This window comes from Nocardiopsis metallicus (assembly GCF_014201115.1).
Lineage (GTDB): Bacteria > Actinomycetota > Actinomycetes > Streptosporangiales > Streptosporangiaceae > Nocardiopsis > Nocardiopsis metallicus.
In genome coordinates, this window is the sequence record NZ_JACHDO010000001.1 from 2,446,975 (window position 1) to 2,473,613 (window position 26,639).

A 26,639-nucleotide genomic window follows, 5' to 3' on the forward strand; every position below is an offset into this window, starting at 1 on the left:
CCCGTCAGGGCAGGGCGTTGACCGCCGTGTCCACCGCGTCCTGGATACGGCGGCGCAGGGCCGCGCTGCCCGCCCGGGTGGTGCAGACCTCGACGATGCGCAGGCCCTCGCCGAGGAGGGCCTTGGGCAGGTCGGTGGCCCACTCCACCCTGGTGTAGGGCAGGTCGGCGACGGCCGCGACCTTCTCCATGGAGACGCCGTGGGGAGTGCCGAACACCCTCTCGAAATCGGGGTGGCCCGCCTGTTCCAGGCCGGAGAAGATACCGCCGCCGTCGTTGTTGACCACGATGATCGCCAGGTCGGGACTGGGTTCGCCCGGGCCGATGATCAGGCCGTTCTGGTCGTGCAGCATCGCCAGGTCGCCCAGCAGGGCGTAGGCCTGGCCGCCGTCCTCGGACTGGTGGGCCAGGGCGGCGCCGATCGCGGTGGAGACCGTGCCGTCGATCCCGCTCACCCCGCGGTTGCCGACCAGGCGCAAGCCGCAGCGGGCGCGCATGGTGGCGTCGAGGTCGCGGATGGGCATGCTCGAACCGGCGAAGAGCAGGGATCCGGCGGCCAGCTGAGAGACCAGGTCGCGGGCAAGGCGGGGTTCGGAGAGCGCTTCGTCGGCGTCCAGGACCCCGTCGACTGCCTCGCGGGCGGCGGCCTCGGCCCTTTCCCACGCACGCGACCAGTCGGTGCGGCGGGGCTCCTCCCAGCTGAGGCCGGCGGGCGGGGCGACGGCCGCCACCACGTCGGTGGCGGTACGCGCGGGGTCGGAGAAGGCGTTGGCCAGGCTCGCGGCCGGGTCACCGAGCGCTCCGGCGGTGACCACCACGTGGCGTTCGGCGCGGCGCAGGTAGGCCAGGATCTGCCGGGACAGGTTGGGCCGTCCCACGCTCACGACCAGCTCGGGGGTGTGCTCGGCGGCGAACCCGGGCGAGGCCAGCAGCTGGCGGTAGGTGGACACGGCGCCGACCCGGCGGGCGTTGGAGGTGGGCTCGGCCAGCAGCGGCCAGCCGGTCACCTCGGACAGCGCCAGGAACGGCACCGGGTCGTAGTCACCGTCACCGCAGACGATCACACCGCGTTCCACGTCCGGCAGGACCAGCGGCGCGGGTTCGGTCAGGGGGCCGGGCCGGGAGATCCACGGGCCGTTGTCCCCACGCCCGTCCAGGGGGGCCGTCCAGGTCGGGGCGACGGCGGGCTCGTCCGGGGTGAGCGGCTCACGGAAGGCCACGTTGAGGTGGACCGGGCCGGGGCGGCCACCGATCGCCGCACCCCAGGCGCGACAGCACAGCGAACGCCAGTACGCCACCATGCCGGGGACCGGGTCGGGGGTGCCGACCTCGGCGAACATGCGCACGGCACCGCCGTACAGACCGATCTGGTCCACCGTCTGGTTGGCTCCGGTACCGCGCAGCTCCGGCGGCCGGTCCGCGGTGAGCACCAGCAGCGGAACCCCGCTCTCGTCGGCCTCCATCACCGCCGGATGGAAGTTGGCGGCCGCCGTACCGGAGGTGCACACCACCGCCACCGGCCGACGCGAGGCACGGGCCAGTCCCAGGGCCAGGAAGGAGGCGGAGCGCTCGTCCACCCGCACATGAACCCGGATACCGGGGTGGGCGACCAGTGCCAGGGCCAGGGGCGTCGAGCGCGACCCGGGCGCGACGACGGCCTCGGCCAGCCCACAGCGGGCGAGCTCGTCGACGAGGACCCGCGCCAGGGCGGTAGACGGATTCATCAAAATCTTTCGTTCGTCAGGGTGTGTACCAGTATCACCGCGCGGTCCGACCCGACCGCACGACCCCGGCCCTTCCAGTGAACCCCGTTAGGTGGCCGGAGGCGAGCAAACCCGGCTGTGATCTCTTGCCCACCAGGTCAGCCGCCCCCGTCAGCGTGTACAACCGCCGAGTTCAGGTGGCCCCCGCGACCCGGGCCTCGGCCGCCCGCGCACGCCAGGCGGCGGGGTCGGTCTCGACCGCCGCCAGCGCCACCTCGTCCACGGCCACCGGCCGGACCGGCAGGAACCCGTCCTCGGGCAGCAGTGGATCGGCGGTGACGTCGGCGGTCAGCATCTGCATGGTCGCCAGTCCGCAGGCGTAGGGCAGTTCGGGCAGGGCGGCCGCCAGGGCCACCCCGGCGGCCAGTCCCACGGACGTCTCCACGGCGCTGGAGACCACCACCGGCAGACCGCAGGCCTCGGCCAGCCGCAGCGCGGCGCGGACGCCGCCCAGGGGCTGGACCTTGAGCACCACGATGTCCGCGGCGTCGGCGGCGCGCACCTTGAGCGGGTCCTCCGCGCGGCGGACGGACTCGTCGGCGGCGACCGGAACGTCCACCCGGCGGCGGACCGCGGCGAGTCCGTCCAGGTCCGCGCAGGGCTGCTCCACGTACTCCAGGTCGAACCGGTCCAGTTCGCGGGTCATCCGCACGGCGGTGTCCACGTCCCAGGCGCCGTTGGCGTCCACCCGGACCCGGCCCGAGGGTCCGATCGCGGCGCGCACGGCCTCGACCCGGGCCACGTCCTCGCGCCAGTCCTGGCCCTTCTCCGCCACCTTGACCTTGGCCGTGGCGCAGCCGCCCGCGGCCACGATCCCCGCGGCGCGTTCGGGGTCCACGGCGGGCACGGTGACGTTGACCGGCACCCGCTCGCGCAGCGGCTCGGGCCAGCCCCGGTGGGCCGCCTCGTGACAGGCGGCCCACCAGCGGGAGGCTTCGAGCGGCCCGTACTCGGCGAAGGGCGAGAACTCGCCCCACCCGGCGGGGCCGCGCACCAGCATTCCCTCACGGACCGTGATGCCCCGGAAGCGGTTGCGCAGAGCGATCGCGAAGGCCCGCCCCCCGGCGGGGGTCCCCGCCGGGGCAGGTTCCGAGGCCGCGGTCACGGGCGGCGCGGGAACTTGTCGAACTCCGGACGGCGCTTCTCCTTGAAGGCGTCCCGGCCCTCCTGGGCCTCCTCGCTCATGTAGTAGAGCATCGTGGCGTCACCGGCGAACTGCTGCATCCCGGCGGCGCCGTCGCTCACGGCGTTGATCGCGCCCTTGAGCATGCGCAGCGCCAGCGGGGACTTCTCCAGCATCTCGCGGGCCCACTGCACGGTCTCCTTCTCCAGGTCCGCGAGCGGCACGACGGTGTTGACCATGCCCATGTCCAGCGCTTCCTGGGCGCTGTACTGGCGGCACAGGTACCAGATCTCGCGGGCCTTCTTCAGGCCCACGGTCTCGGCCAGCAGCCAGGAGCCGTACCCGCCGTCGAAGGAGCCGACCTGGGGGCCGGTCTGCCCGAACTTGGCGTTGTCGGCCGCGATGGTCAGGTCGCAGCAGACCTGGAGGACGTTGCCGCCACCGATGGACCAACCGGCGACCATGCAGATCACGGGCTTGGGCAGGCGGCGGATCTGCACCTGGAGGTCGAGCACGTTGAGGCGGCCGATGCCCTGCTGGGCCACGGCGTCGTCGCCGATGTAGCCGTCGTCGCCCCGGATCTTCTGGTCCCCGCCGGAGCAGAACGCCTGGTCGCCGGCGCCGGTGAAGATGATCACACCGACGCTGGAGTCGTCCCGGGCGATGTTGAACGCCGTCTGCAGCTCGAAGAGCGTCTGGGGACGGAAGGCGTTGTGCCGCTCTGGGCGGTTGATCGTGATCTTGGCGATGCCCTCCGCGGTCTCGTAGATGATGTCGGAATACTCGCCCGACCGCTGCCAGTCGATCACGCTGCTCACGGCTTCTGCTTCTCCTCACGGGGATGGGGACGGTGTGGGTGCCGGTCGTCGTGCGACCGGGCTACCCAAGCGTCAACCCTACGCATTCTGCCAGGCGGGCCGGGACGCACGGGCACGCCCCCGGCGGTGGGCTACGGCCCGGGCCGGTCGGACGGCGCCTCGCGCGAACGGGCGTACGCTGGGGCACCGTGGCACAAGCAAGCGAACCCCGGTCCCCGTTCACCGACCGCGAGGGCGATCGCGCCCTCCCGGCAGGTCGCGCCCTCCAGGCGGTACGCGGGCTTTCCCCCGAAGACCTGAACCGGCTGCTCTCCGAGGCGTTGGACGGTACCGGCCCCGCTCTGCTGCCCGTCCCCGACGGCACCCCCGACGCCCGCGTGGACGCGCTGCTGGCCGCCATGCGCCCGTCGTCGCTGCGCACCCCGGACGGCATCACCGACCTGGCCGGGGGCGCCCCGGTGGGGTCGGACGCGGCGCTGCTGATCACCACCTCCGGATCGACCGGCCAACCCAAGGGCGTGGAGCTGTCCGCGGCCGCCCTGCTGGCCTCGGCGCGCGCCTCGGTGGCCCGGATCGGCGCCGCTCCCGGTGACAGCTGGCTGTGCGTACTGCCCGCCGGGCACATCTCCGGCATGCAGGTGATGATGCGCGCGATCGTCACCGGGACCGAGGCGGTGCACGCCGCCTTCGACGTCGACGCGGTGCTGGAACTGGCGCACGGGCTGCGCCCGCACGTGTCCCTGGTGCCCACGCAGCTGCGCCGGCTGCTGACCGCCGGGGCGGACCTGAGGGTGTTCGGCACGATCCTGTTGGGCGGGGCGGCCGCGGAGCCCTCGCTGCTGGAGGAGGCCCGTGCTGCGGGCGGGCGCGTGGTGACCACCTACGGGATGAGCGAGACCTGCGGCGGGTGTGTGTACGACGGTGTCCCCCTGGACGGGACCCTGGTCCGGATCGCCCGGCCCGCTGGTTCCGAAGACCCCGAAGAGCCCGGCCGCGTCCTACTCGGCGGCCCCGGCCTGCTGACCGACTACCGGCTGCCGCCGGGCGCGTGCCTGGAAGGCATCCGGGCCGCGTCCGAGGACGAGGCCGGGCTGGCCGTGGACTCCGACGGAAACCGCTGGCTGCACACCAACGACCTGGGACGTGTGGACGCCGAGGGCCGACTGCGCGTTCTGGGCCGGATGGACGAGGTGGTCAACACCGGCGGCCACAAGGTGGTCCCCGGCCAGGTGAACGCGATCCTGGCCGCGCACCCGGAGGTGGCCGAGTCGGTGGTGGTGGGCCGCCCCGACCCCGAGTGGGGCGAGCGGGTGAGCGCGGTGGTGGTGCCGACCGACCCCGAGGCCCCGCCGACGCTGGCGGCGCTGCGCGCCTGGGTACGCGAACGGCTGCCCGCCTACGCCGCCCCCAGAGAGCTGGACCTGCGCCCCGCTCTGCCGATGCTGGCCTCGGGCAAACCGGATCTGGTCGCGCTCCGCCGGCCCCGTTCCTAGACACCGGCACGAACCAGGGGCTTCTCACCCCGGTGATCTTGCTACCAGTAGCAAGATCGACGCTGATTTCGCTTCTGGCAGCAAGAGGCGTCACGGTGAAGGGGGGCGGTCGCAAACCGGCGTTTACCGGTGCGGTCCGTACACGTGGGACCCTGGCCCCTGGAGGACCTTGTCCGGAAGGCGGGGAACTTCCGAAAGCTCCCTGGCGTCTACTTGAGTATCCGGTTTCTTCGGCCCCTCTTCCAAGGAGGTCCGCGGTTGGCGGCAGCCATCGGTCCACTCGTCCGCTCCCCCGTGCCCGGAACGCCTGGTGCGCGGCGGTCCGAGCGCCGAAGCCGAGCGCGTTCCTTTACCCGCACGGGCCCGCATTCCGCCACTCATGACACAGTGATCTATGCCACCCTCGCCGATATCCAATCGAGACAGGGAACATTTGACTCGCCGACACGTTGGACATATTGGCGCGTCCAGTCGGCGGTAACCCTCCGCCACGTGCCACACGTCCTGGAAGGGAGGGAGGTGCCCACATGACGAGCACTGCCCTAGCCGCTTCGAGCCCCGAGGTCGAAGCCCCCGGTGACAACGCTCCGGCCGAGGGCCGCGCCGCCCACACGGCGCTGGCCGACCTGCTCACCCAGGGGCGCGCTCAGGGACACCTGTCCCTCTCCGAACTACGTACCGCTTTCTCCGCGGCCGGAGTCACCTCCAGTGACGGCCGCTCCATCCTGCGTGAACTCACCGAGAACGGGGTCCGACTCGCCAACGGGGGCGAGAACGGCAAGGACTCCGCGCTGGTGGCCGACCCTGACGCCGAGGACGACGTGCTGGAAAACACTCTCATCGCGACGGTGCCCGACACCGACGAGGCACCCAAGGCCGCATCCGGCAAGGGCGCTCCGCGCAAGGGCCCCTCCACCCGGAGGAAGGCCCGCACCACGCGGCGCACCAAGAAGACCGAGACCACCCAGGCCACCACCGATCCGGAAACCGGTGAGGCCGACCTCGACGACCAGTCACCGGCCATGGGCGACTCGGTCCACACCTACCTCAAGGCGATCGGGCGGCGCCAACTGCTCACCGCCGAGCAGGAGGTGGACCTCGCCAAGCGGGTCGAGGCCGGACTCTACGCCGAGTACCGGCTCGGGCTGCACGGCGAGATCGACGAGACCGCCAAGATGGCCGACGTCGAGCGCGAGGAGCTCGAGTGGGTGGCCGAGGACGGCCGCAAGGCCAAGTCCCACATGCTCGAGGCCAACCTGCGCCTGGTCGTCTCCGTGGCCAAGAAGTACAGCGACCGGGGGATGTCGCTGCTGGACGTGGTCCAGGAGGGCAACCTCGGCCTCATCCGCGCCGTGGAGAAGTTCGACTACACCAAGGGCTTCAAGTTCTCCACCTACGCCATGTGGTGGATCCGCCAGGCCATCCAGCGCGGGTTCGCCGACTCCGCGCGCACCATCCGCCTGCCCGTGCACGTTCTGGAGCTGCTCAGCAAGGTGAGCCGGCTGGAGCGCGACATGCACCAGGCACTGGGCCGCGAGCCCACGCCCGAGGAGCTGGCGCTGGAGCTGGACAAGACCCCGACCCAGATCGAGGAGCTGCTGCGGGTCACCCGCCAGCCGATCAGCCTCGATTCCACCATCGGTGAGGACGGCGAGACCCGCATCGGTGACCTGATCGAGGACGTGGACGCCTCGGAGGCCTCCGAGGTGGTCGACCGCCAGCTCATGGCCGACCAGCTGCGCAACGCGCTCTCGGACCTGGAGCCGCGCGAGGCGACCATCATGTCCCTGCGCTTCGGTCTGATGGACGGCCGACCGCGCACCCTCGACGAGATCGGCAAGCACCTGGGGCTGACCCGGGAGCGGATCCGGCAGCTGGAGAAGCAGTCGCTGTCCAAGCTGCGCCACCCGAGCCGGGCCCAGCAGCTGCTGGACTTCGCCAGCTAGGGAAACAGCGAAGACGACCGTGGAGCCGCCCCCTCACGGGGAGCGGCTCCACCGCTGTGTCCGGCCCCGGCCGGACTCAGGGACAACCCCGGTTTTCCCCTGGTGTCCCCCGAAAACCGCGTTCACCGGCTGTTCGCGCACGGCCGCCGGTGCGAGCATGGCCAGATGACGAACAACCCCCGGCGGCAGCAGGACGAGATCGCCGCCGCGCTGCGCGCCAGCCGCGAGCTGGGCCCCGAATACGACGAGGCGGTGGCCGCCTCCCTCGTCGAACGCGTCGACCACACCATCGAGGAGCGCGTGAAACACCACGTGGCACTCCAGACGGGCGCCAACGAGACCCGCCGGGGACTGGCCGCCAACAACGTGCGAATGGTCCTGTCCCTGGTGTGCCTGGGCGTCAGTATCCCGGCGACGGCCATCGGCGCCGGGATGGCCGGTCCCGCGGGGATCTTCCTCGTGTGGGCGGGCCTGATCGCCTTCTACCTGATCTCCGTGGCCGGCCTGCGCCGCTGAGGACTCCTCGCGCGCACCCGCCGTCCGGTCGAGCAAGCGAGGCGGGGGCGGGGACCGACACGGTCCCCGCCCCCGTCCTACCTTCTGCCGCCGCTCGATCGCGCTAGTAACCGCAGGCGTCGAGGATCATGTCGTGGGTGTCCGCGGTCCAGTCCAGAGCTTCCTCCAGGCCGTCGTAGTCGCCGAAGTCCAGCTCCTCCAGAACGGCGTTCACGGCGTCGGCACGCTCCGCCGCGTCCTCACGGAGTGCGCCGCGGGCCACCTCCTCCAGACGCTCCACGTCCAGCATGTGCTCGTGCAGCTCGTCGGCGTGCTGGTCCTGATAGGGAATGTCGTCCACCAGGATGTCCTGCCGGATGCTCTCAGCGGCGGAGTCGACGCCGCTGATCGTGCTCTGGATGTCGGCGCAGGCGGCGTCGATCTCGGCCCGGTTTCCGGAGCAGGCCGTCATCGCCAGCGTCGCGGCCAGGGCGGTGGCTGCCAGAGGGAGGGCACGGGTGAGGGTTCGGGGGTGGGACACAGGTACTGCTCGTTTCCTTCTCGGGGGACTTGTGGGAGGGTTCGGCTTCGAGCGGGGGGCCGCGGGGCCGGATCGGCCAGGTGTCAGATCACAGCAGGGCGACGATCACCAGGATGACCAGAAGGCCGACGACGGCCACCAGGCATCCCACCAGGCTCGCGAGGCCACCGCTGCGGCGCGGGGAGAAGTCCGGACCGTCGTTGTAGTAGTGGCGGTTCCGGCCGCGGTACCAGCGGTTCCGGGGGCGTGTGCTGTAGGCGGGAGCCGCCACGTACGTGGGGTCGTTGCGGTTCGCACGCGAGGAACGCGTGCTCCTGGAAGCGCGCGCGGGCCTGGGGGCGCGTGCGGACCCGGAGGAGCTGCCGCGGGAGTTGAAACCCCCGCCCGATCGCGCCGCACCGCCGCTACTGCTGCCACGCGAGTTGAAACCGCCGCCGGAACGGCTGGCTCCACCGCTGCTGCCGCGCGAGTTGAAACCGCCGCCGCGCCGTGCGGCACCACCGCGTGAGCTGCTGGAGCCGCCCGAGCGACCGCCACCCGAGCGACCGCCGCCGGAACGTCCTCCGCCCGAGCGTCCGCCGCCAGATGACCGTCCGCCGCCAGATCTCCTGCTCATCGGCGCCTCCTTGGGGGTAGTCGTTCGACGCCACCGGGGGAAGGCGACGCACTAGAACAGTAGCGTTCGGTAACGCCGTTCAGGTGCGTTGTGCGGGTTTTCGTCCGGTTACGGTCATCACGGGCAGGGACGGAACCACACGGGCCACTCGCGCGTCGTGACGTACCGGCCGGGTTTCAGCCCTCCAGGGCGGCGCGCAGGATCTCGACGGCCTCGTCGTGTTCCAGGCCGACCCGGTTGATGACCTCGGCGTAGGCCCTGGCAGCGGCGAGGGCCTCGGCCCGCTGGTCGTCACCGGCGGCGGCCACGAAGGTGCCGGAGCGGCCCCGGGTCTCCACCACTCCGGCCTGTTCGAGTTCCCGGTAGGCCCGGGCGACGGTGTTCACCGCGACCGAGAGCTGCCCGGCAAGTGCGCGGACGGTCGGCAACCGGTAGCCGACCGGGAGCTCGCCGTTGGCCGCCGCGATCGCGACGACGGCCCGGATCTGTTCGTAGGGCGGAACTTTCGACGCCGGATCAATGCGGATGAAATCCGCCATGCCCTTCTTCGCTCCCCACCTGGCTTGCCGACTGCGCACCCGGTGCGGGCCGGGCGTTCCCCCAACCTATCCCCCGCCTGCTTTCCCTCAACAACCCCCCGCCGGGAAACAGGCGCAGAACAGCTAGGGGACCGGCGCGAAGAACCCCACGGGGGTGAGCCGTGGGGTTGTCAGGACTACCGGGGGCGACCGCGTCCGGTGTGGGCCGGGGTCAGGCCACCGGCGACCGGGGCACCCGCTGGATGCCGTCCAGCCGGTGGGCCTCCCGGGCGGTGAGCAGCCGCTCGGCTACCTGGGTGGCCTGCTTGATCTCGGGCCGGGCCAGGCGCTTACGGCGCTTGATGCGGTCGTCGTAGCCCTTCACGCCGACCAGCACCCGCTCCTGCGCGTAGGCTGCCCGCATCGCCTCGGTGAGCGCGGTGTCCAGCTCCACGCCGCGTTCGTGGACCTCCTCGACCGGGGCGCCCGCTTCACGGGCACTGTCAAGGGCCCGTTCGGCCTCGACCACCGACCTCAGGAGTTCGGGCAGACGCTCGGCCCGTTCCTCGTCCTGGGCGAGGTGTTCCCGCGCCTTCGTCATGTCCTGCTTGGCAAGTCGCATGTCCGCTCTCCGTGGGGAGTACCGTCAGCCGTGTCGAGGCAACCCTATGGGTGACGAAGATCATCTGGCGAGCCGGGCTGTGCGTCGGTACTGGCGTCACGGCCCCGGAGCTGCCAACTTTGCACAGTCGGCCCCCTTGTCCCCCGGAAGGCACCAGAGTGAGCAGGAACTACGCCGGTCTCAGCCGTGAGCGCATCATCGTGGAGGCCCTCCACATCATCGCCGGGCGCGGCCTGGGCGGTCTGTCCATGCGCCGCCTGGGTGACGCCCTGGACGTGGAGGCGATGGCGATCTACCACCACTTCCCCAAGGGCAAGGAGCAGCTGTTCAACGCGATCGCCGCCTACGTCACCACGGCGCGGGTGGTCAGCGGGTTGCGGGAGGGCGAGGGTCCGCCGGAGGAGGTCGCCGCCGAGGAGCTGGCCACCGAAGGGGCGGCCGGTTCTCCGGAGGCCGAAGGCGCGGCCGAGGGGAGCCTGGCGGAGGCCGTCGGGACCGCCGAGGTGGACGACCAGCCCTGGGACCAGCGGCTGACCGGCTGGGCGGAGGCCTACCGGACCCGGCTGCTCGCCTACTCCGGCGCGCTCTCCCTGCTGATGCACCGCGCCCCGCACACCCTGGGTGAGGAGGACACCCGGGCGCTGCTGCACACGGCCTTCACCGAGGCCGGGCTGGCAGAGGCGGACGTGTCCCCGGCCTGTGACGCGCTGAACGCCTACTGCCTGGGTTCGGTGGCCCACCAGGTCCGGCACGAGGGGCGGGAGGACGCTCCGGATGAGGCCGAGGCCCTGGCCCGGTTCCGGTTCGGTCTGCGGGCCCTCCTGCGCGGTCTTTCCAGCTGAGCCCTTCCGCCCGAGCCACGCCTCACAGGTGCTCAGCCGCCGCCCTGGGCGCGTACCCGTACCCGCTCGGCGCGCAGTTCGCGGGCCTCGTCCGGGTCCAGGACCGGGGCCGCGGTCAGCAGCTGTCTGGTGTAGTCGCTCCGCGGGTTCTCGTAGATGCTGTCGCTGTCCCCGAGCTCGACCACCTCGCCCTGGCGCATGACGGCCACGCGGTCGCTGACCTGGCGCACGACCGCGAGGTCGTGGGCGACGAAGACGTAGGTGAGGCCGAAGTCGTCCTGCAGCTCCGAGAGCAGGCGCAGCACCTGGTCCTGGGTGGACACGTCCAGCGCGGAGACCGGCTCGTCACAGATGATGAGCTTGGGCTTGAGGATCAGCGCGCGGGCGATGGCGATGCGCTGGCGCTGGCCGCCGGAGAAGGCGTGCGGGAACCGGTTGTAGTGGCTGGGTTCCAGGCCGACCCGTTCCAGCAGGTCCTGGACCTGACCGCGGATCTTCCTGGTGTTCGTGCCGCCCTGGACCCGGAGCGCGGTGCCGATGCTCTCGCCGATGGTCAGGCGCGGGTTCAGCGAGGAGTAGGGGTTCTGGAAGACCATCTGGACCTCGCGGCGCAACGGGCGCATTCGGCGTTCGGACAGGTGGGTGATGTCCTGGCCCTCGAATTCCACGGTGCCCTCGGTGGGCTCCAGCAGCCGCATGACCATGCGGGACAGGGTGCTCTTGCCCGAACCGGACTCGCCCACGATGCCCAGGGTCTCGCCTTTGAACAGGTCGAAGGTGACCCCCTTGACCGCCCAGAAGTCCGTGGCGCGACCCCAGAGGCCGCCGCGGACCCTGAAGCTCTGCGCGACGTTTCGCACGCGCAGCAGAGGTTCGCCGCGATCCCCGTCCACGGCGGGTGTGGAAGGGGTGAAGGCGGAGAAGGCCTGGCTGGCGTCCCCGCGTTCGTCTCCGGGCCGGGGCGCTTCGGTGGCTCCGGTGGGTGTCTCCCTCTCGCGTTCCTCGGCCCCGCCGGAGACGCGGCGCTCCTCCTGGCGTGCCTTCTCCGCCCGCTCGGCGCGGTCCTGGGCGCGGCGCTCGGCCCGGGAGACCTCCACCCGCGGCACCGCGGCCAGCAGAGCCTGGGTGTAGGGGTGCTCGGGCGCGGACAGCACCCTGCGCACGTCGCCGCGTTCCACGGCCTGGCCCTTGCGCATGACCACGACCTCGTCCACCGATCCGGCCACCACGGCCAGGTCGTGCGAGACCAGGATCAGCGCCATGCCCAGGTCGCGGCGCAGCTCGTCCAGCAGGTCCAGGATCTGGGCCTGCACGGTGACGTCCAGGGCGGTGGTGGGCTCGTCGGCCAGCAGTACCTTGGGGTCGCACATCAGACCCATCGCGATCAGTACCCGTTGGCGCATACCGCCGGAGAACTCGTGCGGGTAGGAGTTGATCCGCTTGGCGGCCTCGGGGATGCCGACCCGCTCCAGCGACCCGAGCGCCCGGTCGCGGGCCTGGGACCGGGACACCTGGGGACGGTGCACGCGCAGCGCCTCGATCAGCTGGTTGCCGATCGTGTACTGCGGGTGCAGCGACTGCATCGGGTCCTGGAAGACCATCGCGATGTCGTTGCCGCGCATGGAGCGCAGCTTCTTGTCACTGGCGGTCACCACGTCCTGCCCGGCCACCTCGATGGAGCCGGTGATCCGGGCGCGACTGCCCCGGTGCAGGCCCATCAGGGCCAGCGAGGTCACGCTCTTACCCGAACCCGACTCCCCCACGATGCCCAGCGCGCCGCCCGCGGGCACCTCGAAGGACAGGCCGTCCACCGCGCGGACCTCCCCGTCCAGGGTCGGGAAGGTCACCCGCAGGTCGTCCACGCGTACGACGGGATCGGCGGAGGAGGCGGACGGGGAGCCGGCCGGGGTCCCCGCGGGGGTTTCGGTCATCGAAAGAACGCCTCTCTCAGCTGTGGATGCGCACGCGCGGGTCGATGAGCGGGTACACCAGGTCGACGATCAGGTTGCAGATGACGATGAAGAACGCGCCGAAGAGGGTCACGCCCAGGATCACCGGCAGGTCGCTCTGGGTGATGGCCTGGACGGCGTAGCGGCCGATCCCGTTGAGCGAGAAGACCTGCTCGGTCAGGACCGCGCCGCCCAGCACCAGGCCCAGGTCCAGGCCGAAGATGGTGACGATGGGGGTCAGGGTGGGGCGCAGCGCGTGTTTGAGCACCACCTTGCGCTCGCTCAGGCCCTTGGCGCGCGCGGTACGGATGTAGTCCTCGTTGAGGGTCTCCAACATGCCCGCCCGGGTCTGGCGGGCGTACATGGCCGCGTGCAGGAAGGCCAGGGTCAGCCACGGCAGGATCATGCCCTGGGCCCAGGCCAGCGGGTCGTCGGTGAAGGGCACGTAGCGCGGGGTGGCGAACAGCCCCCAGGAGTGCACCAGGAAGGCCAGGGCCAGCAGACCGGTGAAGAAGATCGGCAGGGAGACCCCGGCCAGGGCCACGCCCATCGCCAGGCGGTCGAAGAAACTGCCCTTCCACACGGCGGAGACCACGCCCACCGCGACCCCGCCGACCAGCCAGATCACGCCCGCGCCGATCGCGAGGGAGGCGGTCACCGGCAGCCGGGCGATGATCTCGGGGAAGACCTCCTGATAGGTCTGGAACGAGTAGCCGAAGCAAGGTGCGGCGCACTCGATGGTGTCCCGGCCGAACTGGTACTGCGCGCCGAAGAAGATGCCCCGGACGAACTCCCAGAACTGGACCGCGATCGGCTGGTCCAGACCCAGGCGTTCGATGGTGGCCTGGATCGCCTCGGGGGTGGGGGCCCGGCCCACGTACATCGTGGCGAGCTGCTCGGTGGTCCGCCCCGCCCATCTGGGCACCACGTAGAAGATGGCGAAGGTGACCATGGTGACCACGGCCAGGAGGAGCAGACCGGCTCCGAGTCGGCGCAGGATGTAGGTCAGCAAGGCGCGTGCTTTCTCTGTCGAAGCCAAGGCCCGGGGCCCGGGTTCGGAGCGGAGCAGAGTCCACCCCAAACCCAAACCGTAACCCAATGCAATCAACCGATCACGCTCTGCCTGCGGCGTGTGCCGGGGAGCTCTGACCCAAGAGCGGAAAGAACGTTGCCAACTCTCCGCGCCCTTCGTGCATCCAAGAAATAACGGAGAGCCGTGGCAAGCCGGGAGCGGTCTGGCTTAGGGAAAAACGGGAGCCACAGACGTGTCTTTGCTGAAGTACACCGAGTGCGAGTTCGACTCCACCAAAATCACCGAGGCCCGGGACGAATTCGAGGGGCTGCACGCCAAGATCGCGGGAAGGTCCGAAGGGTACAAATCCATCACCTCTCCTGCGGGTGACGAGTTCAGCGACCTGCTCGGCGACGGCATCAAGGAGATCGCGACCGAGAACCAGAGGGCCTGGAGCAGCTCCCTCCTGGCCTGCGTCCACGCCTACGGGGTACTCGACAAGGCGGCCACGGACACCGACTGGTACACCGACAAGATCACCGATATCAAAGCCCGGTTGCGCACCGAGATCAACTCCCAGCAGGAAGAGTCCTCAGCGCTCCGGGGCATCCGGATGGTGTACGACAACGAGGCGCGCAGCGCGTGGACCAAGTTCGTGCAGCGGTGCGAGGAGACCGAGGACATCCTCCAGGACGGCCCCCTCCCGCACCGCGTCCGCCAATTGGCCGAGGGCGGGTACTTCGGCAGGAACGAGCAGGTCGGTTACCAGAGCAGCGGAGACGTCGACTACATGCTGGTCTCGGCCATCTCCCCCGAACTCCTCGCGAGGTGGGTGCTCAGCGCTCCCACTTCGGAGCACGATCTGGAAAAACTCGAGGAGGACTTCGGCCTCCCGCTGCTCCAGAGCCTGGTACGCCGGGCCCAGTACGCCGAGGAGAACGGTCTGCAGCTCAGCGAGGCCGAACTCCAGTTCCAGGAGGACTTCTACGCCGCGTTCGGCGAGATCAGCACTTACGACGGCTTCCTGGATTTCACCAAGAAGTTCGAGGACAGGGGCGAGCTCGACGCAGGCAAGCGGGAGGAGATCCAGCGCACCCTGGCCAACGGCCTGCTCGTGCTCTCCAACGAGACGGTCGGCGGCGGGATGTCCCGGCTCCCCTCCGACGTCCAGGAGGCCGCGGCGGGGAGAAAGGAGTTCACCGGCCTGTTTTGGGGCGTCAACGACACGAAAGAGTGGAAGGCCTGGAGCGACGACTTCACGGCCCTGGCCGACCTCCTCGACCATGCCGGTCCCGGGATGAAGGGCGGAACCGAGTTCTCGACCACGCTCCTGGGCACCGTCGCTCTCGACGACAACCAGGGCGCGAAACACCTTGTGGCGGAACGCGACCAGACCATCATCGACGTAGCCACGCGCAACCCCGAGGCCAGCAACATCATCCTCACCGGAAAGGACTTCGAGGGCAACACCTACGAGCACCATGAGCACCACCAGGGTCGTCTGACCCCGGAAGTCGCCCTGGAAGCCCTCTACACCAACAAGTGGGAGGACGGCGGAAAGGCCGTGCGGGGGCTCACCGACTGGATCACCCTCGAGGACGGCGTCGCAGAGGCGCGGGGAATCCCGGAGGGCGCACAGGACAAAGCCATGGTCGAGTTCATGAAGCTCATGGAGAACGAGAACCTGGTCGAAGCCCTGGGCCAGACCAAGCACAGCGTGCAGTACGGGGAGGGCGACGACCGGGTCGAGTGGAGGAACGTCTCCGCCACTCAGCTCAATCCCGACCTGGCCGACGGTTTCGCCGACCTCTTCATCAGCTACTCCGACACCTTCGGCCACACCGCGGGACTCGACCCCCACAAGCCCGTCGAGACGGGGATGAACGACAACGACGACCTCAGGTTCTCCAAGGACGCCCGTCTGGCCTTCACCCAGTTGGCGGTAGGCGACCCTGAGACCGCCGGACGCCTCTACGGGGAGGTCCGGGCGATGTCCGTCGCGGCGATGTACGGCTACACCGAAGACACCAACGCCGAAGCAGGGGCCAGGACGGGTGTCCTCACCGGGCTGGTGGAGCAGGCGCTGATCAACGAGGCCGAGAACCGGCAGGAGAACGACGAGGAAGCCGCCGCGAGAGCCGCCAAGGCGAAGAGCAGGGCGCTGGACCTGGCTGCCGCCCTCATGGTGGACGCCAAGACGCCGAACGTCGTCGCCACTGCGTTCAAGCACGTCGTGGAGGATGCTTGGTCGGATGGTAAAGGCGCAAACGCCACCTCCCACGTCCCGATCAGTAACGAGGCGTACGAGAAGGAGTTCATGACGAGCATCGCCATCCAGGCCCTGGTGGAGCAGGATCCGAGCGTGATGGACCGGATCGAGGACAAGTACCCGGGCAAGGTGGTCGAGGGTTCGGGCTCCGAACGGAGGATCCCGTTCGACCCGGACGACTGGAAGCACCCTGACGGCGGGAGCATCGTCGACGACGTCCTGGCCGAGATGGGCGACCAGACATGGCCGGGATCCGACCACAGGACGGCGGGGGAAGCCGTCAACACCTACATCGACACCTTCAACACACGGCGTGGGCAGTGGCTCGACCGGGGGAACGGCTGAGCCTGGTTCCCCGCACCCGCAAGCGCCCCACGGAGAAGGCCGGCAGCCCTCCTGGCTCTGCCCCGTAGGTGACCCCCAAGGGGCAGCGGTGTGCTACCGGCCCGCGGTCGGCCAGCTTCTCACCGCTGGTTCCTAGTTGCGCTGACCACGGAGGTTGAGTATGGCCCGGCAGTGATTTGACAGCAAGAGAGGGCCTCCGACATAGGTGTGGATTGTCTAGATCAACACCTGAAGTAGGTCAGGAGGCCCTCCGTGGCCCACAATACCCATGCCAACGCCCGTCTCACACCCGCCGGACGTTTGGCGTTGGCTCGCTGCGTGGTCGAAGACGGGTGGACACTGCGCAGAGCCGCCGAACGCTTCCAGACCAGCGTGAGCACCACCAGGCCCTGGGCCGACCGCTACCGTACCCACGGCCAGGCCGGGATGGGCGACCGCTCCAGCCGCCCGCGTACCTAGCCTCTCCCACATACCGCCTGGTCCCCGGTTGTCCCGAGCGCCATGTAATCGTACTTCATGAAGCGTGGGGCTGAGGGGTGCAAAGACCAGGCTGGAGAGCATATGCACTGGCCACAGGGTTGCGGGTTCGTGTAATTCGGTGCAGTTGAGTGCGGCTCCACGCAACTTCTTGTTCGGAGTTCGCCCCACAGTTGCCCCACGCCCGCGCCCGACACCCCTCGCCAGGAGCTAGAAAACAACAAGCCTCCGCCGGTGATGGCACACCAGTTGAGGCACCCGAACCCTGACAGCTCCAGGAGATCGAGCCGTGACCGATATTATCCACGGCGCCCCCACCATCGGTGGCTGCCGTGCTCAAATACCTCGCCGGGCTCCCACCCGTCACACAGATCATCCTCGCCGTGTCCGCCAGCGTGCTCCTCGGGTACGGCGAGTACCGACGGCGGACCCGCGCCACCCCCACTCTCCGTGCCCGCGCCGGAAGCCTCGCCGCCTGCGGCCTCCCTGCCGCCTGGACCGCCCTCCGTACCCCGCCCACCGACGACCAGAAGACCAAACGCGAGAACACCGCTGAGAACTTGCTGGTGTTCGGCTTCGTATTCGTTGTCGGCGGCCTCATCATGCAGGGCCTGATCCCGTTCGCCCGCGACGACATGGGCCCCACCGGTGTGTGGCCGTACCTGTTCTTCTTCGCACTGGACGGCATGGCCGCGTACTTCGGCCTCATCTCCTACCGGCTCGCGGAGGAAGGCGCGAAAGCCACCAGCCCCGCATCATGGTGGGGCTGATCGTCGCCGGGTCGGCGTGGTTCCAGTGGGCGCACGCCGCCAACCGCGACCTCCCCGCACAGGTTGCGTGGACCGTGCTGCCGTTGATCGCCGGGTACCTGTGGGAGACCACCCCGAAGTACAGGCGTCGGGCGTGGAAGAAGGCCAACACCGACACCGGCCGCCAGGTCCCCAAAGCGCGGTGGATCTGGGACCCGGTCGGGTCGTTCGGCATCACCCGCCGCACCCACATGTGGAACCTCCCGAAGTGGGAGACCGGTTTGGAAACCCACATGACCCGAGCCGAGTGCGTCCGCCAGCTCCGCCGCGAGTTCGGCCCGTTCTGGTCGTGGAAGGTTCCGGCGGACGTCGCGATCCGGTTGAAGCGTGGGTTCAGGGTCGAGGAGGCGGCGGCCCGGGTGCCGGAGGTGATCGCTAATCACCGGCGTGAGGTCGAGAACCGGCGGATCGTCAAGGAGGCCGAGGCTGCTGCCCGCGCGGGTGTCGTGGAGCCCGGTACCTACACCGTGGCCCTCCCCGACACCCCGGCGGTGGACCTGTCCCCCGTGGTGGGCGTTCAGGACGCTGTCGAACCCTTGGAGGAGGTCCCGGCGCTCGCCGCGACACCGCCAAGGAGAACACGTGAGCCTCGAAGCCCTCGCCGCCACCATGACCGCAACCGCCATCGTCCTCTGGGTGCTCTACCAGCAAGAGCAACGGGCACTCCGCAAACTCGACAGGGACTAACCCCAACACGAACGGGACCCGACACACACCGGGCCCCACATGCCAAAATCAAAACCCGCTAAACCACACCCCCAACCGCGAAAGTCTCCCATGAGCAACAATCCCCAGAACACCCCCGCACGCCAAACCAAGAAGACCCTGCTCTTCGTCATCCTCGCCGGAGTACTGGCGATGTTCGTCGGAATCTTTATACAGAACCGCGAGGACGACACCCCAAAGGTTGGGTTCGCAGCAAACCAGGAGCGCTACAGCGGCCATGACTGGGACGCCTACGAAGCCGGATATACCATGGCCAGGCCCAACTTCGGCAACGCCGAAGTCCCCGCTTCAGTAGCGCGCACCGACGACAGCGGCACCCTGGCTGGCGCTCTACGAGCAGACACAGCAAACGCAGTGTGGTGGTGCGACAACAATGCGAATTGCCGATGATCCCTCCAGGGAAGTCAGCTCGCTTCTATTGGGTCCACTTCAAGGTGAAGGACCTGAAGACATTTGTGGATTTCACTGATGAAGCGGGCTTCCAGTGGAGGCTGCATCAGCGGGATGTTTTGTCCGAAGCGGCAGAGCGTGAATGACGACGGGCCCCGCCATCTGGCAGGGCCCGATTTCACGTCCAGCTACTTCGGGGGCTTGGAGTCCCGCGCCTCGTGCATCCACGCCAACGGCGACCGATCCAACGCGAGCTTCGCGAGCCGCTGCGCCGAGTCGGTCTTCAACGCCGCCAACGACGTGTCGATCCACGCCCGAGTATCCGTGCCCTGCTCCCGGTACTCCACCGCCTGCAACAGGCACTCCAGCTTGTCGGCGTCCTTCGCGCATCGCGCCTCCACCGACTCGCGCGCCTCGTACTCCTCCTCCGCGCCGGCGATCAGACGGGCCAACCCCTCCGGCATCCCCGCGACCTGATCCGCAGTCACCTCGCTGTTGGGGGACGCCTTCAGGTAGCGCTTCCCGATGTAGGGGATGTCGGTGAGCCGGGTCTCCTGGGTGTCGTGGAACAGGGCGAGGAACGCCGCCCGCTCTGGATCCGCGCCCTCCAGCCCAGCGATGACCGCTGCGGTGACGGCGGTGCGATGCGAGTGGTCCGCGATCGATTCCGGGTCCGGGACGCCAGCGATCAGCCACCCCGTGCGCTTGTAGCGTTTCAGCAACCCCACCTCGTACAGGTAGTCCAGTGCCCGCACGTCCTGCTGCTCGCCCATCAGGGACCCTTCTAGCGCCGTTGAACCGTGCGAAGAGCGTAGGACACCTCTTCAAGTTCGCGCTTCGACTGCGCCGAAATGACACCCTCCTGCAGCATCCTGCTGACCGCGCCCACCAGGTCATCCGCAATCTTCTTCCCCAACAGGCCCGGCTTACGGATGATCAGCGCCCACAAGGTGTGGCAGACCACGTCCACGTACACGTTGTCGGGGGTCAGGCGGCCCATCAGGTGCTTCAGCAGCCGGTCACCGTGCCAGGAGTCCAGGTCGAGCTCCACCATGAACGTGTCCGCTAACTGCGGGTCCGCGATCTCCCCCAACCAGTACGCCCAGTAGTTGAGATTCGCGATCTCGCAGGCGTCCGTGGAGATGTGCACATCGATGAACGACGGCAGCGCCCCCTCATCCCCCACCCGAGCCAACGTGTGCGCCCCCGAACGCACCACAGCCCATGACGGAGTCCACTCCACCTCGTTGCCCAACCGACGCTGCTCCGCCCGCTGGGTGACCGCCAGCCACTCGATGGTCTCCGAGGACTTGTCGAACCCCGCCACGTAGTGGGCTTGCCGCCGAAGCAGCGCACCCTCCACTGAGTCCTTCGCGGCCTGCTCCGCTGCGGCCCGCAGGTGGTCGACCATGTGGCGGCGCTCATCCACGGCCAGATCCGGCCCGGTCCCTGACGGGCCACGTCGGCGTATCGGTGCGGCTTCCTTCAGCTCGTTCGGGACCGCGCCCGTGAACGGCCATGCCACCAGCTCCGTGAATGGCCTGGTGATCACCCATGTCGCCAACGGGTGGTTTTCCAGGTCGATGAGGCCGTCCGCGGCGAGCATGTACCCGATGAACCGGTCGGCTTCTATCCCTGTGTCCAGCTGGGAAAGGAGCCGGGGCGATGCCCCCAGCCGGTGAAGGAGGTGGCGCAGCTTCAGGTACGCGCCCGCAGACACCGACATCAGTGGCCGTCGGCCGGACTCCCACCCTTGGAGCGTGGACACGTCCACCCGGGCTTTTTCAGCGAGCTGCTCCTGGGTGAAGCCGACGGTCTGCCGGATGGTCTTGAGTACGTACCCCGATACCCGGCCTTCACGGTCAGCATCCGCCCGTGGGAGCGAACCCTGACTGGCAGTCCGGGTAGAGGGGGGTGTGCGCTTGGCCATGGGGGCTCCGGTGGGGGGTGACTCGTACTCCCGGTCCGTGGTCCGGGCTGGGGTGTGTCCGTAGCGTCATAACCACAGTACAGAGACCGATCTTGAATGTGGGGCGACGGCGGTGAGGACGGTGGATCAGGTGTCCGCCTACGAACAGCTTGCAGCGAACTACCCCGATTGGCACGTCACTCACGCCAGCGACGACCCGGGGCGGTGGGTGGCTTCGCACGTGGATGTTGTCGAGCTTGTCACCGCGGCGACGGTGGAGCGGCTACTCGCCCGGATGGAGATTGCGGAGCTGAAGCGGCTCAAAGCCCGTTGGTGCCGGGAATGGGCAGTGTGGCGGTCCAACGGCGGGTCGTGGATGGCCACTGCCCGTATGGCTGGTGTGGAGCCCACTCTGATGTGTGATTCCCCCGCTGAGCTGGAGGAGCGGATGAGACGCCCCGGCACGTGGGGGCAGCGCTCGCCCGCCCTGGGGAGGCCGCTGTGAGAGCCCCGGTGCGACTGTGGCGGTGCCAACCGCCGCTCCGCCCCGACCTCGCACCGCTCACCCAACTCATCCGTGTCCTACTCGCCCAACGCCCGACCCCGCTCGAACGAGTACTCGAAGACCCCCATGGACCTGGCCTCCAGCCTGATCACCGCAGCGCAACACGACGGCCTGCACCCGGTGGTGGAAGCGGCCGGCACCGTCGATCTGCAAATCAGGGACGGTGACCGGGTGGTCGCGGCCATCCGCGTGCACCTCGGAGAGGACTGGTGTGTCCACGAAATTCCTGCACGAACCAGTGAGAGCGACCTGGAAACCCCTCTCACCCAACCATGGGCACGCGGCGCCTTCCGGCTCCGAGACATGCGCGACCTGGACATGTGGTGGGCGCGCGTCCCCGGCACACACCCCACCTGGAAGCCAGCGCAGGAGCCGTGGATGAGAGCAGGCCACTGGCAACGGCGCGGCATCCTGACAACCCACTAAACCCTCGCGCGTCCGGGCCCTTTGGGGTGTAACCCCATCGGGCGCGCGGACTCAGGCGTCGCGCCATAGTCCATGAAGGGACGGTGCAGCGGCACGAGCTGGTAGACCCGTCAGACGGCCGCGCCTCCACATACGGGTGGGGCACCCCGTGGGGGCTCGGTCCCGACAGTTCCTAGTACTCCGGGCACCCGCCGAGTAAGTCAAGGCTGAAAGGCGGGGGCGCGGACCGATGTCGTCCTCTACCCGGGGGCGACACCTCTCGCCGGGCGCCACCACCTGAAGAGCGGTAGCCCACTGCCTTAATGGAGAATCCGATGGACGATTTCATGGCCCCGCCTGCCCCGCCCACAGTGAACAGAATGTTCACCACCCCTCCCCGGAACGTTGTGCAGAGCCCTGAGCAGTCCCACGAGTACAAGAAAAGCTCGGGGTCCTCTGACGCCGCGCACACCTACGACACCACCAAGCGCTAACCACCTAACCCGCTGAACCGACGCACGCCCCGGAGCACTCCATGTTGCGATTGCGTTTGACCCCCTACAGCGAGAATCCGGCTTGGACCTGGTCCGGGGCGTGCTACGGCACCTTCGACCAGCACAGCCGAATCGAGCCCTTCGACCACCCGATGCTCGAGCACCTGGGCGCGACCGATGGACGCCGAACCCTGATCATCGTTCGGGAGCGCGTCGCCAACCGCCCGGCCTGCGACCCCGAAGTCCGCACCCTCACCCCCGGTGAATACGACCAGGCGCGCGAGTCCGTCACCGAGTGGCCGACCGACTTCGTGCTCCTGGAGACCGAACCCGCCCAGCCCGCCCGAATCACTGCCGGATCAGCCCGAACCACCCCCCTCTACCTGGCCGACGACGGCCGATCCCTGTTCGGGTCCTGGGACATGGCCGACCTACGCGACCACGTCACCGGGATCAACCCCCGCGAGGCGGCCCGGCTGCTGATCTACCGGCCCCGCTATTCCAGCGACACACTGTTCCGGGGCGTGCACCGACTCACTGAACGCGCCGTTGCGCACTTCGGCGGGTCCCTGTGGATCAGCTACCCCGAACCGGCACTGCACCGGCAACCCCGCCAACTGGCGGCTGACGCCGACGTCCTCGGCGCGTTCGTGGACACCATGGACACCGCGATGGACCGCCGTCCCTGGGTCGAGGAGACCACCCTGTTCCACCTGACCGGCGGGTTCGACTCAGGCACCGTGGCCACCCGCGCGGCCGAACGTCACCCCGGACTCTTGCCCACGGCCACGCTCTTGATCGGCGGGCCCGGACGGAAACAGCAGATCCGGCGCCGCGCCGAGATGCGCTCCCAGGCCAAGTTCGCCGACACCGACATCGTCATCGACGCCATGAAACACCCGCCCCTGGCGCCCGGCTGCCGATGGGTCGGGGGTGACGTGATCAGCCCAACCGAGGACCCGCTGCACTACCCGTTCGTCCAGATGGCCCGGTCCCTGTCCGCTGCCGGTGCCCGCACCGTCGTGACGGGGTTGGGTGGTGACGAGATGGTGGCCCTCACCCCGGAGGAGGAGCCGCACCTGGGGTTGGGAGAGATCACCGATGCTCAGATCCTGCCGTGGGTGGGTCGGCGCGCCCAAGCCGCGTTGGAGTTCGCCGACGACGGGATCGCGCCCCCAGCCCGGGTCAACTCCATGACCCTGCTGTCGCTGGAGAGCAACGCCCCGGTGCTCCTGCGCCACGGGCTGTGGCCGGTACACCCGTTCGCTGATCCGGTCATGGTCGAACTCGGCGAACAACTCCCGTTCGCGTGGCGTGAGCTGAAGCAGGTGCAGCGCCAGCGCCTTCGAGCGATCGGGATGGGCGAGGACGTCGTTCACCCCGTCGAGCGTGAGTCATTCGCCGAGGTCATCGAGCATTCCCTGATCACCCACGCGCCCGCCCTGTTCGCTCGTATGCTGACCGAAGGGTCGCCCCTGTTCGATGAGGGCCTGGTCGACCCGGACGGGCTGCGAACCGCGGTCGAGCATCTGACCTCTGCCCGCTACCGGGAAGAGCAGGACTCCAAACTCCTGGAGGTCCTGAGCCTGCACATGTCCGCCACCGCCTTCCTGAACTCCTGAGAGGACCCCATGTTCGTCATGCGACTGGCCACCGAGGGTGACGTCCCCGGGGTGGCCGAGATGATCCGTGCACGCTGCTCCTGGCAGGAGGCACGCGGATTGGAGACCTGGCGGGGCATGGTCGACGACCTCGCCGGGCAGGCCGGAAGCGGCTTCATGTGGGTTCTCGAAGACGCCGGTCGGATCGTTGGGTGCACGACGGTCATGACCCAGGCGCCCCCGAAGGACTGGACGCTCGAAGAGGCCGCCGAACCGGCCCTGTACCTGTTCACAACCGTGACTGATCCGGCCTACCGGGAGCACAAGCCGGGAACGGTGATCGCTCTGTGGGCGGTCGACCTAGCAGCGCGGCAGGGCCTCCAGTGGGTACGGCGCGGGTGCTTCTTCCCCGAGTTGGTCAAGTACTACGAGACCCAGGGCTACAGCCTGGTCAAGGAGCAGGACCGAAGCGCCGGACACCTGTACCTGATGGCTCGTCGTACGGAACGCCTCGACCTCGACGCGCTCGGCCTGACCACCCAGGCCACTGCCTGATCCAAGAAACGATGAGACGGAGGAACCGGGCGACGTTCCAGGTCCATGTCTCCCGCCCTAACCAGAGGGGTACAGTCTCGTGGAGGGGCGGACGGTGGTGACGTGCTGGGCACCGTTGCATCCGGAGGCGACGCCGCACCTGACCCGGCATTCGCACAGGTCGTGGTTGGACGAGATTGGTGTGCCGCCAGGGTTGGCAGATAAGCGTATGGGGCACTTTGAGACGGCAATTCCGGGCACCTACAAGCACCCCACGGAGACGGGCCGAAAGCGGCTGAGAGAAGACCTTGAGGAGCTGTGGGAGGAGTCGTTGGATGAGCGGCTGTGGTGGTCCGAGTGGTCGCTCGTGGCGCCGTTGGATCAGGCTCTGAAAAAACGCGAAGCGGGCCGGTAGCCCCCTACTTCTGCCCCACAGGTGTCCCACAGGGGGGTAGAGGAACGCTACCGACCCACGGCAAACTAGGTTTTGCCTGCTGTTTTCTACTCCCGGGTTGTTCCGAGCGCCATGTAGTCGTACATCGAGTACCCGGCGTGGTAGTAGACGTTGGTCAGGTTCGCCGGGCGGTAGAGCACCGTGCGTTCGAAGACGGCCGGCAGGATGGCGGCCTCCTCCATCGCGCGCTCGTCGATACGGGTGTAGATGGAGGCGCGCTCGTCGGCGTCCTCCACCGCGACGACCTCGTCGAACCACTCGTTGATCTGGTCGTCGTCGAGCTCGGAGATGTTCGCGTTACCGGCGTCCTGGATGGCGTCACCGTCCAGGATCTTGCTCATGAAGCCGTAGCCGCTGGCCCAGTCGGGCGCCCAGCCGTACACGGTCAGGCCCAGGTCGTTGTCGGCGACGAAGGACGGCGAACCGGCCTGGGTGTTGGTGTAGGTGTCGGACGGGTACTGCTTGATCTCCGTCTCGATGTTCACCCGGGCCAGGGCTTGCTGAAGCGCCTCGGCGGTGCTGACGTCGGCGGGGCGGTCGGCTCGGGCACCGATCGCGGTGGAGAAGCCGTCCGGCTGGCCGCACTCCTCCAGCTTCTCCTGCGCCATCTCCAGGTCGCCCTTGTTGTCGTCGGACGGGTACAGGTCCATGCTCGGGTCGGCGCCGGGCAGCGAACCGGGCATGATCTGGGTGGCGATGTCACCGCCGGTGTCGCCGCCCCAGGCGCGCTGGAGCGCGTCCCGGTCGGCCGCGTACATGATGGCCTGGCGGCAGGCCACGTCGTCGAGCGGCTCCATGACGGTGTTGATGTTGAGGTAGCGCAGGGTGCTGGTCTGCGGGTTGTCGACGTTGTGGCGCTGGTCCTCGTCGGTGATGACGGTGCCCTTCATCGCGGGGCCCACACCGGTACCGCCGAGGTCGACGTCGAGTTCGCCGTTGACCAGGCGCTGGTCGATCTCGTTCTGGTCGACGCCCAGCTCCACCTCGATGCGGTCGGGCAGCGCGCGGCGGACGGGGTCGGTAGAGGCGTCCCACTCCTCGTTGCGCTCCAGGTGCAGGGAGACGCCGGGGCGGTACTCCCCGTCGAACTTGTAGGGCCCCGAGGAGACCACCTGGCTCTGGTACTGCTCGCCGCGGTCGGCGTCGGCGGGCACCGGAGCGGTCTGCGGCTGGATGAGCACGTACGGGAACTCGGCGAAGCTCTTGTTCAGGTGGAAGATCAGGGTGTGGTCGTCGGGTGTCTCGATGCCGTCGAACCCGGCCAGCGGGTCGTCGTCGTTGGCGTAGGGGCCTTCGTAGTCGTCGCTGTCGGCCAGCAGGTCCACGAAGTACTTGGGGCCGTTGGGGAGCGCCTGGTCACCGAAGTTGCTGCGCGCGATGGCGTACTTGACGTCCTCGGCCGTGATCTCCGAACCGTCCTCGTAGCGCAGGCCCTGCTTGATGCGCAGGGTCCACTCGGTGGAGTCGTCGTTGCCCTGGGGCAGTTCCTCCGCCAGGTCGGGCTGCAGCTCGATGCCCTGTTCGCCGGGGGCCTCGGTGTAGGTGAGCAGGGTGCGCGCGTAGTAGCGGGAGAAGTTCCAGCTGAACGCGTAGTAGGTGTTGCCCGGGTCCGGCGAGTCGAAGTCGGCGGAGATGGCGTAGCGCAGGGTGCCGCCGGTCTCGTCGGAGGGGTTGACGATCGCGGTCTCGCCCTCGTTGAACTCGGCGTCGGACACCCCGCCGCCGCCTACGCCCCCGCCGCCGCAGGCGGCCAGCAGCAGTGCCATGGCGGTTCCCGCGGCCACCGGCGCGGTGGTGCGGCGGAGCGCGCCGCGCCGCCGCCTGGGCGGCTCCTGGCACGTGGAGTGATGGGTGGTCACCTGAAGCCTCCTGGTCGGGTTCTGGGGTGGGGCCGTGCGGCGCACGGCCCCGGGGCGGGTGCGTC

General features: G+C 69.1%; 23 protein-coding genes and 1 pseudogene. 12 read left to right on the top strand and 12 right to left on the bottom strand.

Going from position 1 to position 26,639, the window contains the following annotated elements; translation table 11 throughout:
- Nucleotides 1-4 precede the first annotated feature (4 nt).
- The 3 genes from menD to menB form a co-directional block, all read right to left on the bottom strand.
- Nucleotides 5-1,723, bottom strand: coding sequence for a 2-succinyl-5-enolpyruvyl-6-hydroxy-3-cyclohexene-1-carboxylic-acid synthase (gene menD, locus HNR07_RS10435; protein ID WP_184364611.1), 1,719 nt, complete (start codon nt 1,721-1,723; stop codon nt 5-7).
- Nucleotides 1,724-1,895: 172 nt separating this feature from the next.
- Nucleotides 1,896-2,867 carry an o-succinylbenzoate synthase gene (locus tag HNR07_RS10440; RefSeq protein ID WP_184364612.1) on the bottom strand — a complete coding sequence of 324 codons (972 nt, stop codon included), beginning with the start codon at nt 2,865-2,867 and terminating at the stop codon, nt 1,896-1,898.
- Nucleotides 2,864-3,703, bottom strand: coding sequence for a 1,4-dihydroxy-2-naphthoyl-CoA synthase (menB, locus tag HNR07_RS10445; protein ID WP_017581160.1), 840 nt, complete (start codon nt 3,701-3,703; stop codon nt 2,864-2,866). Before menB ends, HNR07_RS10440 begins: the two co-directional genes overlap by 4 nt.
- Nucleotides 3,704-3,891: 188 nt before the next feature.
- Between menB and HNR07_RS10450 the strand changes: the two genes are divergently transcribed.
- From HNR07_RS10450 to HNR07_RS10460, 3 genes are all read left to right on the top strand, one after another.
- Nucleotides 3,892-5,196: an AMP-binding protein gene (locus tag HNR07_RS10450; RefSeq protein WP_184364613.1), complete on the top strand. Its 1,305-nt coding sequence runs from the start codon at nt 3,892-3,894 to the stop codon at nt 5,194-5,196.
- Between the two features lie 527 nt (nt 5,197-5,723).
- Entirely contained in the window at nt 5,724-7,142 is a 1,419-nt protein-coding gene (locus HNR07_RS10455; protein WP_184364614.1) for an RNA polymerase sigma factor, read from the top strand.
- A gap of 165 nt (nt 7,143-7,307) precedes the next feature.
- Complete coding sequence (locus HNR07_RS10460) at nt 7,308-7,658, top strand: hypothetical protein (RefSeq protein WP_184364615.1); 351 nt, start codon at nt 7,308-7,310, stop codon at nt 7,656-7,658.
- Nucleotides 7,659-7,761: 103 nt separating this feature from the next.
- Here HNR07_RS10460 and HNR07_RS10465 read toward each other — a convergent pair whose 3' ends face one another.
- From HNR07_RS10465 to HNR07_RS10480, 4 genes are all read right to left on the bottom strand, one after another.
- Nucleotides 7,762-8,178 (bottom strand): hypothetical protein, encoded by a 417-nt coding sequence (locus tag HNR07_RS10465; RefSeq protein WP_184364616.1) that lies wholly within the window; start codon nt 8,176-8,178, stop codon nt 7,762-7,764.
- 88 nt (nt 8,179-8,266) lie between these two features.
- On the bottom strand, nt 8,267-8,794 hold the full coding sequence (locus HNR07_RS34865; protein ID WP_246420236.1) for a hypothetical protein: 528 nt from the start codon (nt 8,792-8,794) through the stop codon (nt 8,267-8,269).
- 176 nt (nt 8,795-8,970) lie between these two features.
- Nucleotides 8,971-9,333, bottom strand: a complete 363-nt coding sequence (locus HNR07_RS10475) for a GntR family transcriptional regulator (RefSeq protein ID WP_017581154.1) — start codon at nt 9,331-9,333, stop codon at nt 8,971-8,973.
- 211 nt (nt 9,334-9,544) lie between these two features.
- Nucleotides 9,545-9,934: a hypothetical protein gene (locus tag HNR07_RS10480; protein WP_184364617.1), complete on the bottom strand. Its 390-nt coding sequence runs from the start codon at nt 9,932-9,934 to the stop codon at nt 9,545-9,547.
- 158 nt (nt 9,935-10,092) lie between these two features.
- Here HNR07_RS10480 and HNR07_RS10485 point away from each other — a divergent pair, with 158 nt between their 5' ends.
- Nucleotides 10,093-10,776, top strand: coding sequence for a TetR/AcrR family transcriptional regulator (locus HNR07_RS10485; RefSeq protein ID WP_184364618.1), 684 nt, complete (start codon nt 10,093-10,095; stop codon nt 10,774-10,776).
- Between the two features lie 32 nt (nt 10,777-10,808).
- Here the strand turns inward: HNR07_RS10485 and HNR07_RS10490 are convergent, their stop codons facing one another.
- Entirely contained in the window at nt 10,809-12,707 is a 1,899-nt protein-coding gene (locus HNR07_RS10490; RefSeq protein WP_184364619.1) for an ABC transporter ATP-binding protein, read from the bottom strand.
- A gap of 16 nt (nt 12,708-12,723) precedes the next feature.
- On the bottom strand, nt 12,724-13,737 hold the full coding sequence (locus tag HNR07_RS10495; protein WP_184364620.1) for an ABC transporter permease: 1,014 nt from the start codon (nt 13,735-13,737) through the stop codon (nt 12,724-12,726).
- Nucleotides 13,738-13,990: 253 nt separating this feature from the next.
- Here HNR07_RS10495 and HNR07_RS10500 point away from each other — a divergent pair, with 253 nt between their 5' ends.
- From HNR07_RS10500 to HNR07_RS10520, 5 genes and pseudogenes are all read left to right on the top strand, one after another.
- Nucleotides 13,991-16,351: a TPR repeat region-containing protein gene (locus HNR07_RS10500; protein ID WP_184364622.1), complete on the top strand. Its 2,361-nt coding sequence runs from the start codon at nt 13,991-13,993 to the stop codon at nt 16,349-16,351.
- A 252-nt stretch (nt 16,352-16,603) separates the two neighbouring features.
- A pseudogene (locus tag HNR07_RS10505) lies at nt 16,604-16,801 on the top strand (leucine zipper domain-containing protein); the annotation flags it as partial.
- Nucleotides 16,802-17,160: 359 nt separating this feature from the next.
- Nucleotides 17,161-17,598: a hypothetical protein gene (locus HNR07_RS10510; protein WP_221318775.1), complete on the top strand. Its 438-nt coding sequence runs from the start codon at nt 17,161-17,163 to the stop codon at nt 17,596-17,598.
- The gene (locus tag HNR07_RS10515; RefSeq protein WP_184364626.1) at nt 17,586-18,386 is read left to right on the top strand and encodes a DUF2637 domain-containing protein; all 801 of its coding nucleotides are present in this window, start codon (nt 17,586-17,588) and stop codon (nt 18,384-18,386) included. The genes HNR07_RS10510 and HNR07_RS10515 overlap by 13 nt, the downstream gene beginning before the upstream one ends.
- A 28-nt stretch (nt 18,387-18,414) precedes the next feature.
- Nucleotides 18,415-18,753 carry a hypothetical protein gene (locus HNR07_RS10520; protein ID WP_184364627.1) on the top strand — a complete coding sequence of 113 codons (339 nt, stop codon included), beginning with the start codon at nt 18,415-18,417 and terminating at the stop codon, nt 18,751-18,753.
- 188 nt (nt 18,754-18,941) lie between these two features.
- Here HNR07_RS10520 and HNR07_RS10525 read toward each other — a convergent pair whose 3' ends face one another.
- Nucleotides 18,942-19,526, bottom strand: coding sequence for an HD domain-containing protein (locus HNR07_RS10525; protein ID WP_184364629.1), 585 nt, complete (start codon nt 19,524-19,526; stop codon nt 18,942-18,944).
- Between the two features lie 11 nt (nt 19,527-19,537).
- The gene (locus tag HNR07_RS10530) at nt 19,538-20,683 is read right to left on the bottom strand and encodes a helix-turn-helix domain-containing protein (protein WP_184364631.1); all 1,146 of its coding nucleotides are present in this window, start codon (nt 20,681-20,683) and stop codon (nt 19,538-19,540) included.
- Between the two features lie 556 nt (nt 20,684-21,239).
- Here HNR07_RS10530 and HNR07_RS10535 point away from each other — a divergent pair.
- The 3 genes from HNR07_RS10535 (at nt 21,240) to HNR07_RS10545 (ending at nt 24,282) form a co-directional block, all read left to right on the top strand.
- Nucleotides 21,240-21,653, top strand: coding sequence for a hypothetical protein (locus HNR07_RS10535; RefSeq protein WP_184364633.1), 414 nt, complete (start codon nt 21,240-21,242; stop codon nt 21,651-21,653).
- A 514-nt stretch (nt 21,654-22,167) separates the two neighbouring features.
- Nucleotides 22,168-23,748 (top strand): asparagine synthase-related protein, encoded by a 1,581-nt coding sequence (locus HNR07_RS10540; protein ID WP_184364634.1) that lies wholly within the window; start codon nt 22,168-22,170, stop codon nt 23,746-23,748.
- A gap of 9 nt (nt 23,749-23,757) precedes the next feature.
- Complete coding sequence (locus HNR07_RS10545) at nt 23,758-24,282, top strand: GNAT family protein (RefSeq protein WP_184364636.1); 525 nt, start codon at nt 23,758-23,760, stop codon at nt 24,280-24,282.
- A gap of 480 nt (nt 24,283-24,762) precedes the next feature.
- Here HNR07_RS10545 and HNR07_RS10550 read toward each other — a convergent pair whose 3' ends face one another.
- Entirely contained in the window at nt 24,763-26,574 is a 1,812-nt protein-coding gene (locus HNR07_RS10550) for an ABC transporter substrate-binding protein (RefSeq protein WP_184364638.1), read from the bottom strand.
- Nucleotides 26,575-26,639 lie beyond the last annotated feature (65 nt).

Coding starts and splice junctions, on each gene's coding strand:
- menD (WP_184364611.1), bottom strand. CDS start 1,723: ATGAATCCGTCTACCGCCCTGGCGCGGGTCCTCGTCGACGAGCTCGCC.
- HNR07_RS10455 (WP_184364614.1), top strand. CDS start 5,724: ATGACGAGCACTGCCCTAGCCGCTTCGAGCCCCGAGGTCGAAGCCCCC.
- HNR07_RS10460 (WP_184364615.1), top strand. CDS start 7,308: ATGACGAACAACCCCCGGCGGCAGCAGGACGAGATCGCCGCCGCGCTG.
- HNR07_RS34865 (WP_246420236.1), bottom strand. CDS start 8,794: ATGAGCAGGAGATCTGGCGGCGGACGGTCATCTGGCGGCGGACGCTCG.
- HNR07_RS10475 (WP_017581154.1), bottom strand. CDS start 9,333: ATGGCGGATTTCATCCGCATTGATCCGGCGTCGAAAGTTCCGCCCTAC.
- HNR07_RS10480 (WP_184364617.1), bottom strand. CDS start 9,934: ATGCGACTTGCCAAGCAGGACATGACGAAGGCGCGGGAACACCTCGCC.
- HNR07_RS10490 (WP_184364619.1), bottom strand. CDS start 12,707: ATGACCGAAACCCCCGCGGGGACCCCGGCCGGCTCCCCGTCCGCCTCC.
- HNR07_RS10515 (WP_184364626.1), top strand. CDS start 17,586: ATGGTGGGGCTGATCGTCGCCGGGTCGGCGTGGTTCCAGTGGGCGCAC.
- HNR07_RS10520 (WP_184364627.1), top strand. CDS start 18,415: ATGAGCAACAATCCCCAGAACACCCCCGCACGCCAAACCAAGAAGACC.
- HNR07_RS10525 (WP_184364629.1), bottom strand. CDS start 19,526: ATGGGCGAGCAGCAGGACGTGCGGGCACTGGACTACCTGTACGAGGTG.
- HNR07_RS10530 (WP_184364631.1), bottom strand. CDS start 20,683: ATGGCCAAGCGCACACCCCCCTCTACCCGGACTGCCAGTCAGGGTTCG.
- HNR07_RS10540 (WP_184364634.1), top strand. CDS start 22,168: ATGTTGCGATTGCGTTTGACCCCCTACAGCGAGAATCCGGCTTGGACC.
- HNR07_RS10545 (WP_184364636.1), top strand. CDS start 23,758: ATGTTCGTCATGCGACTGGCCACCGAGGGTGACGTCCCCGGGGTGGCC.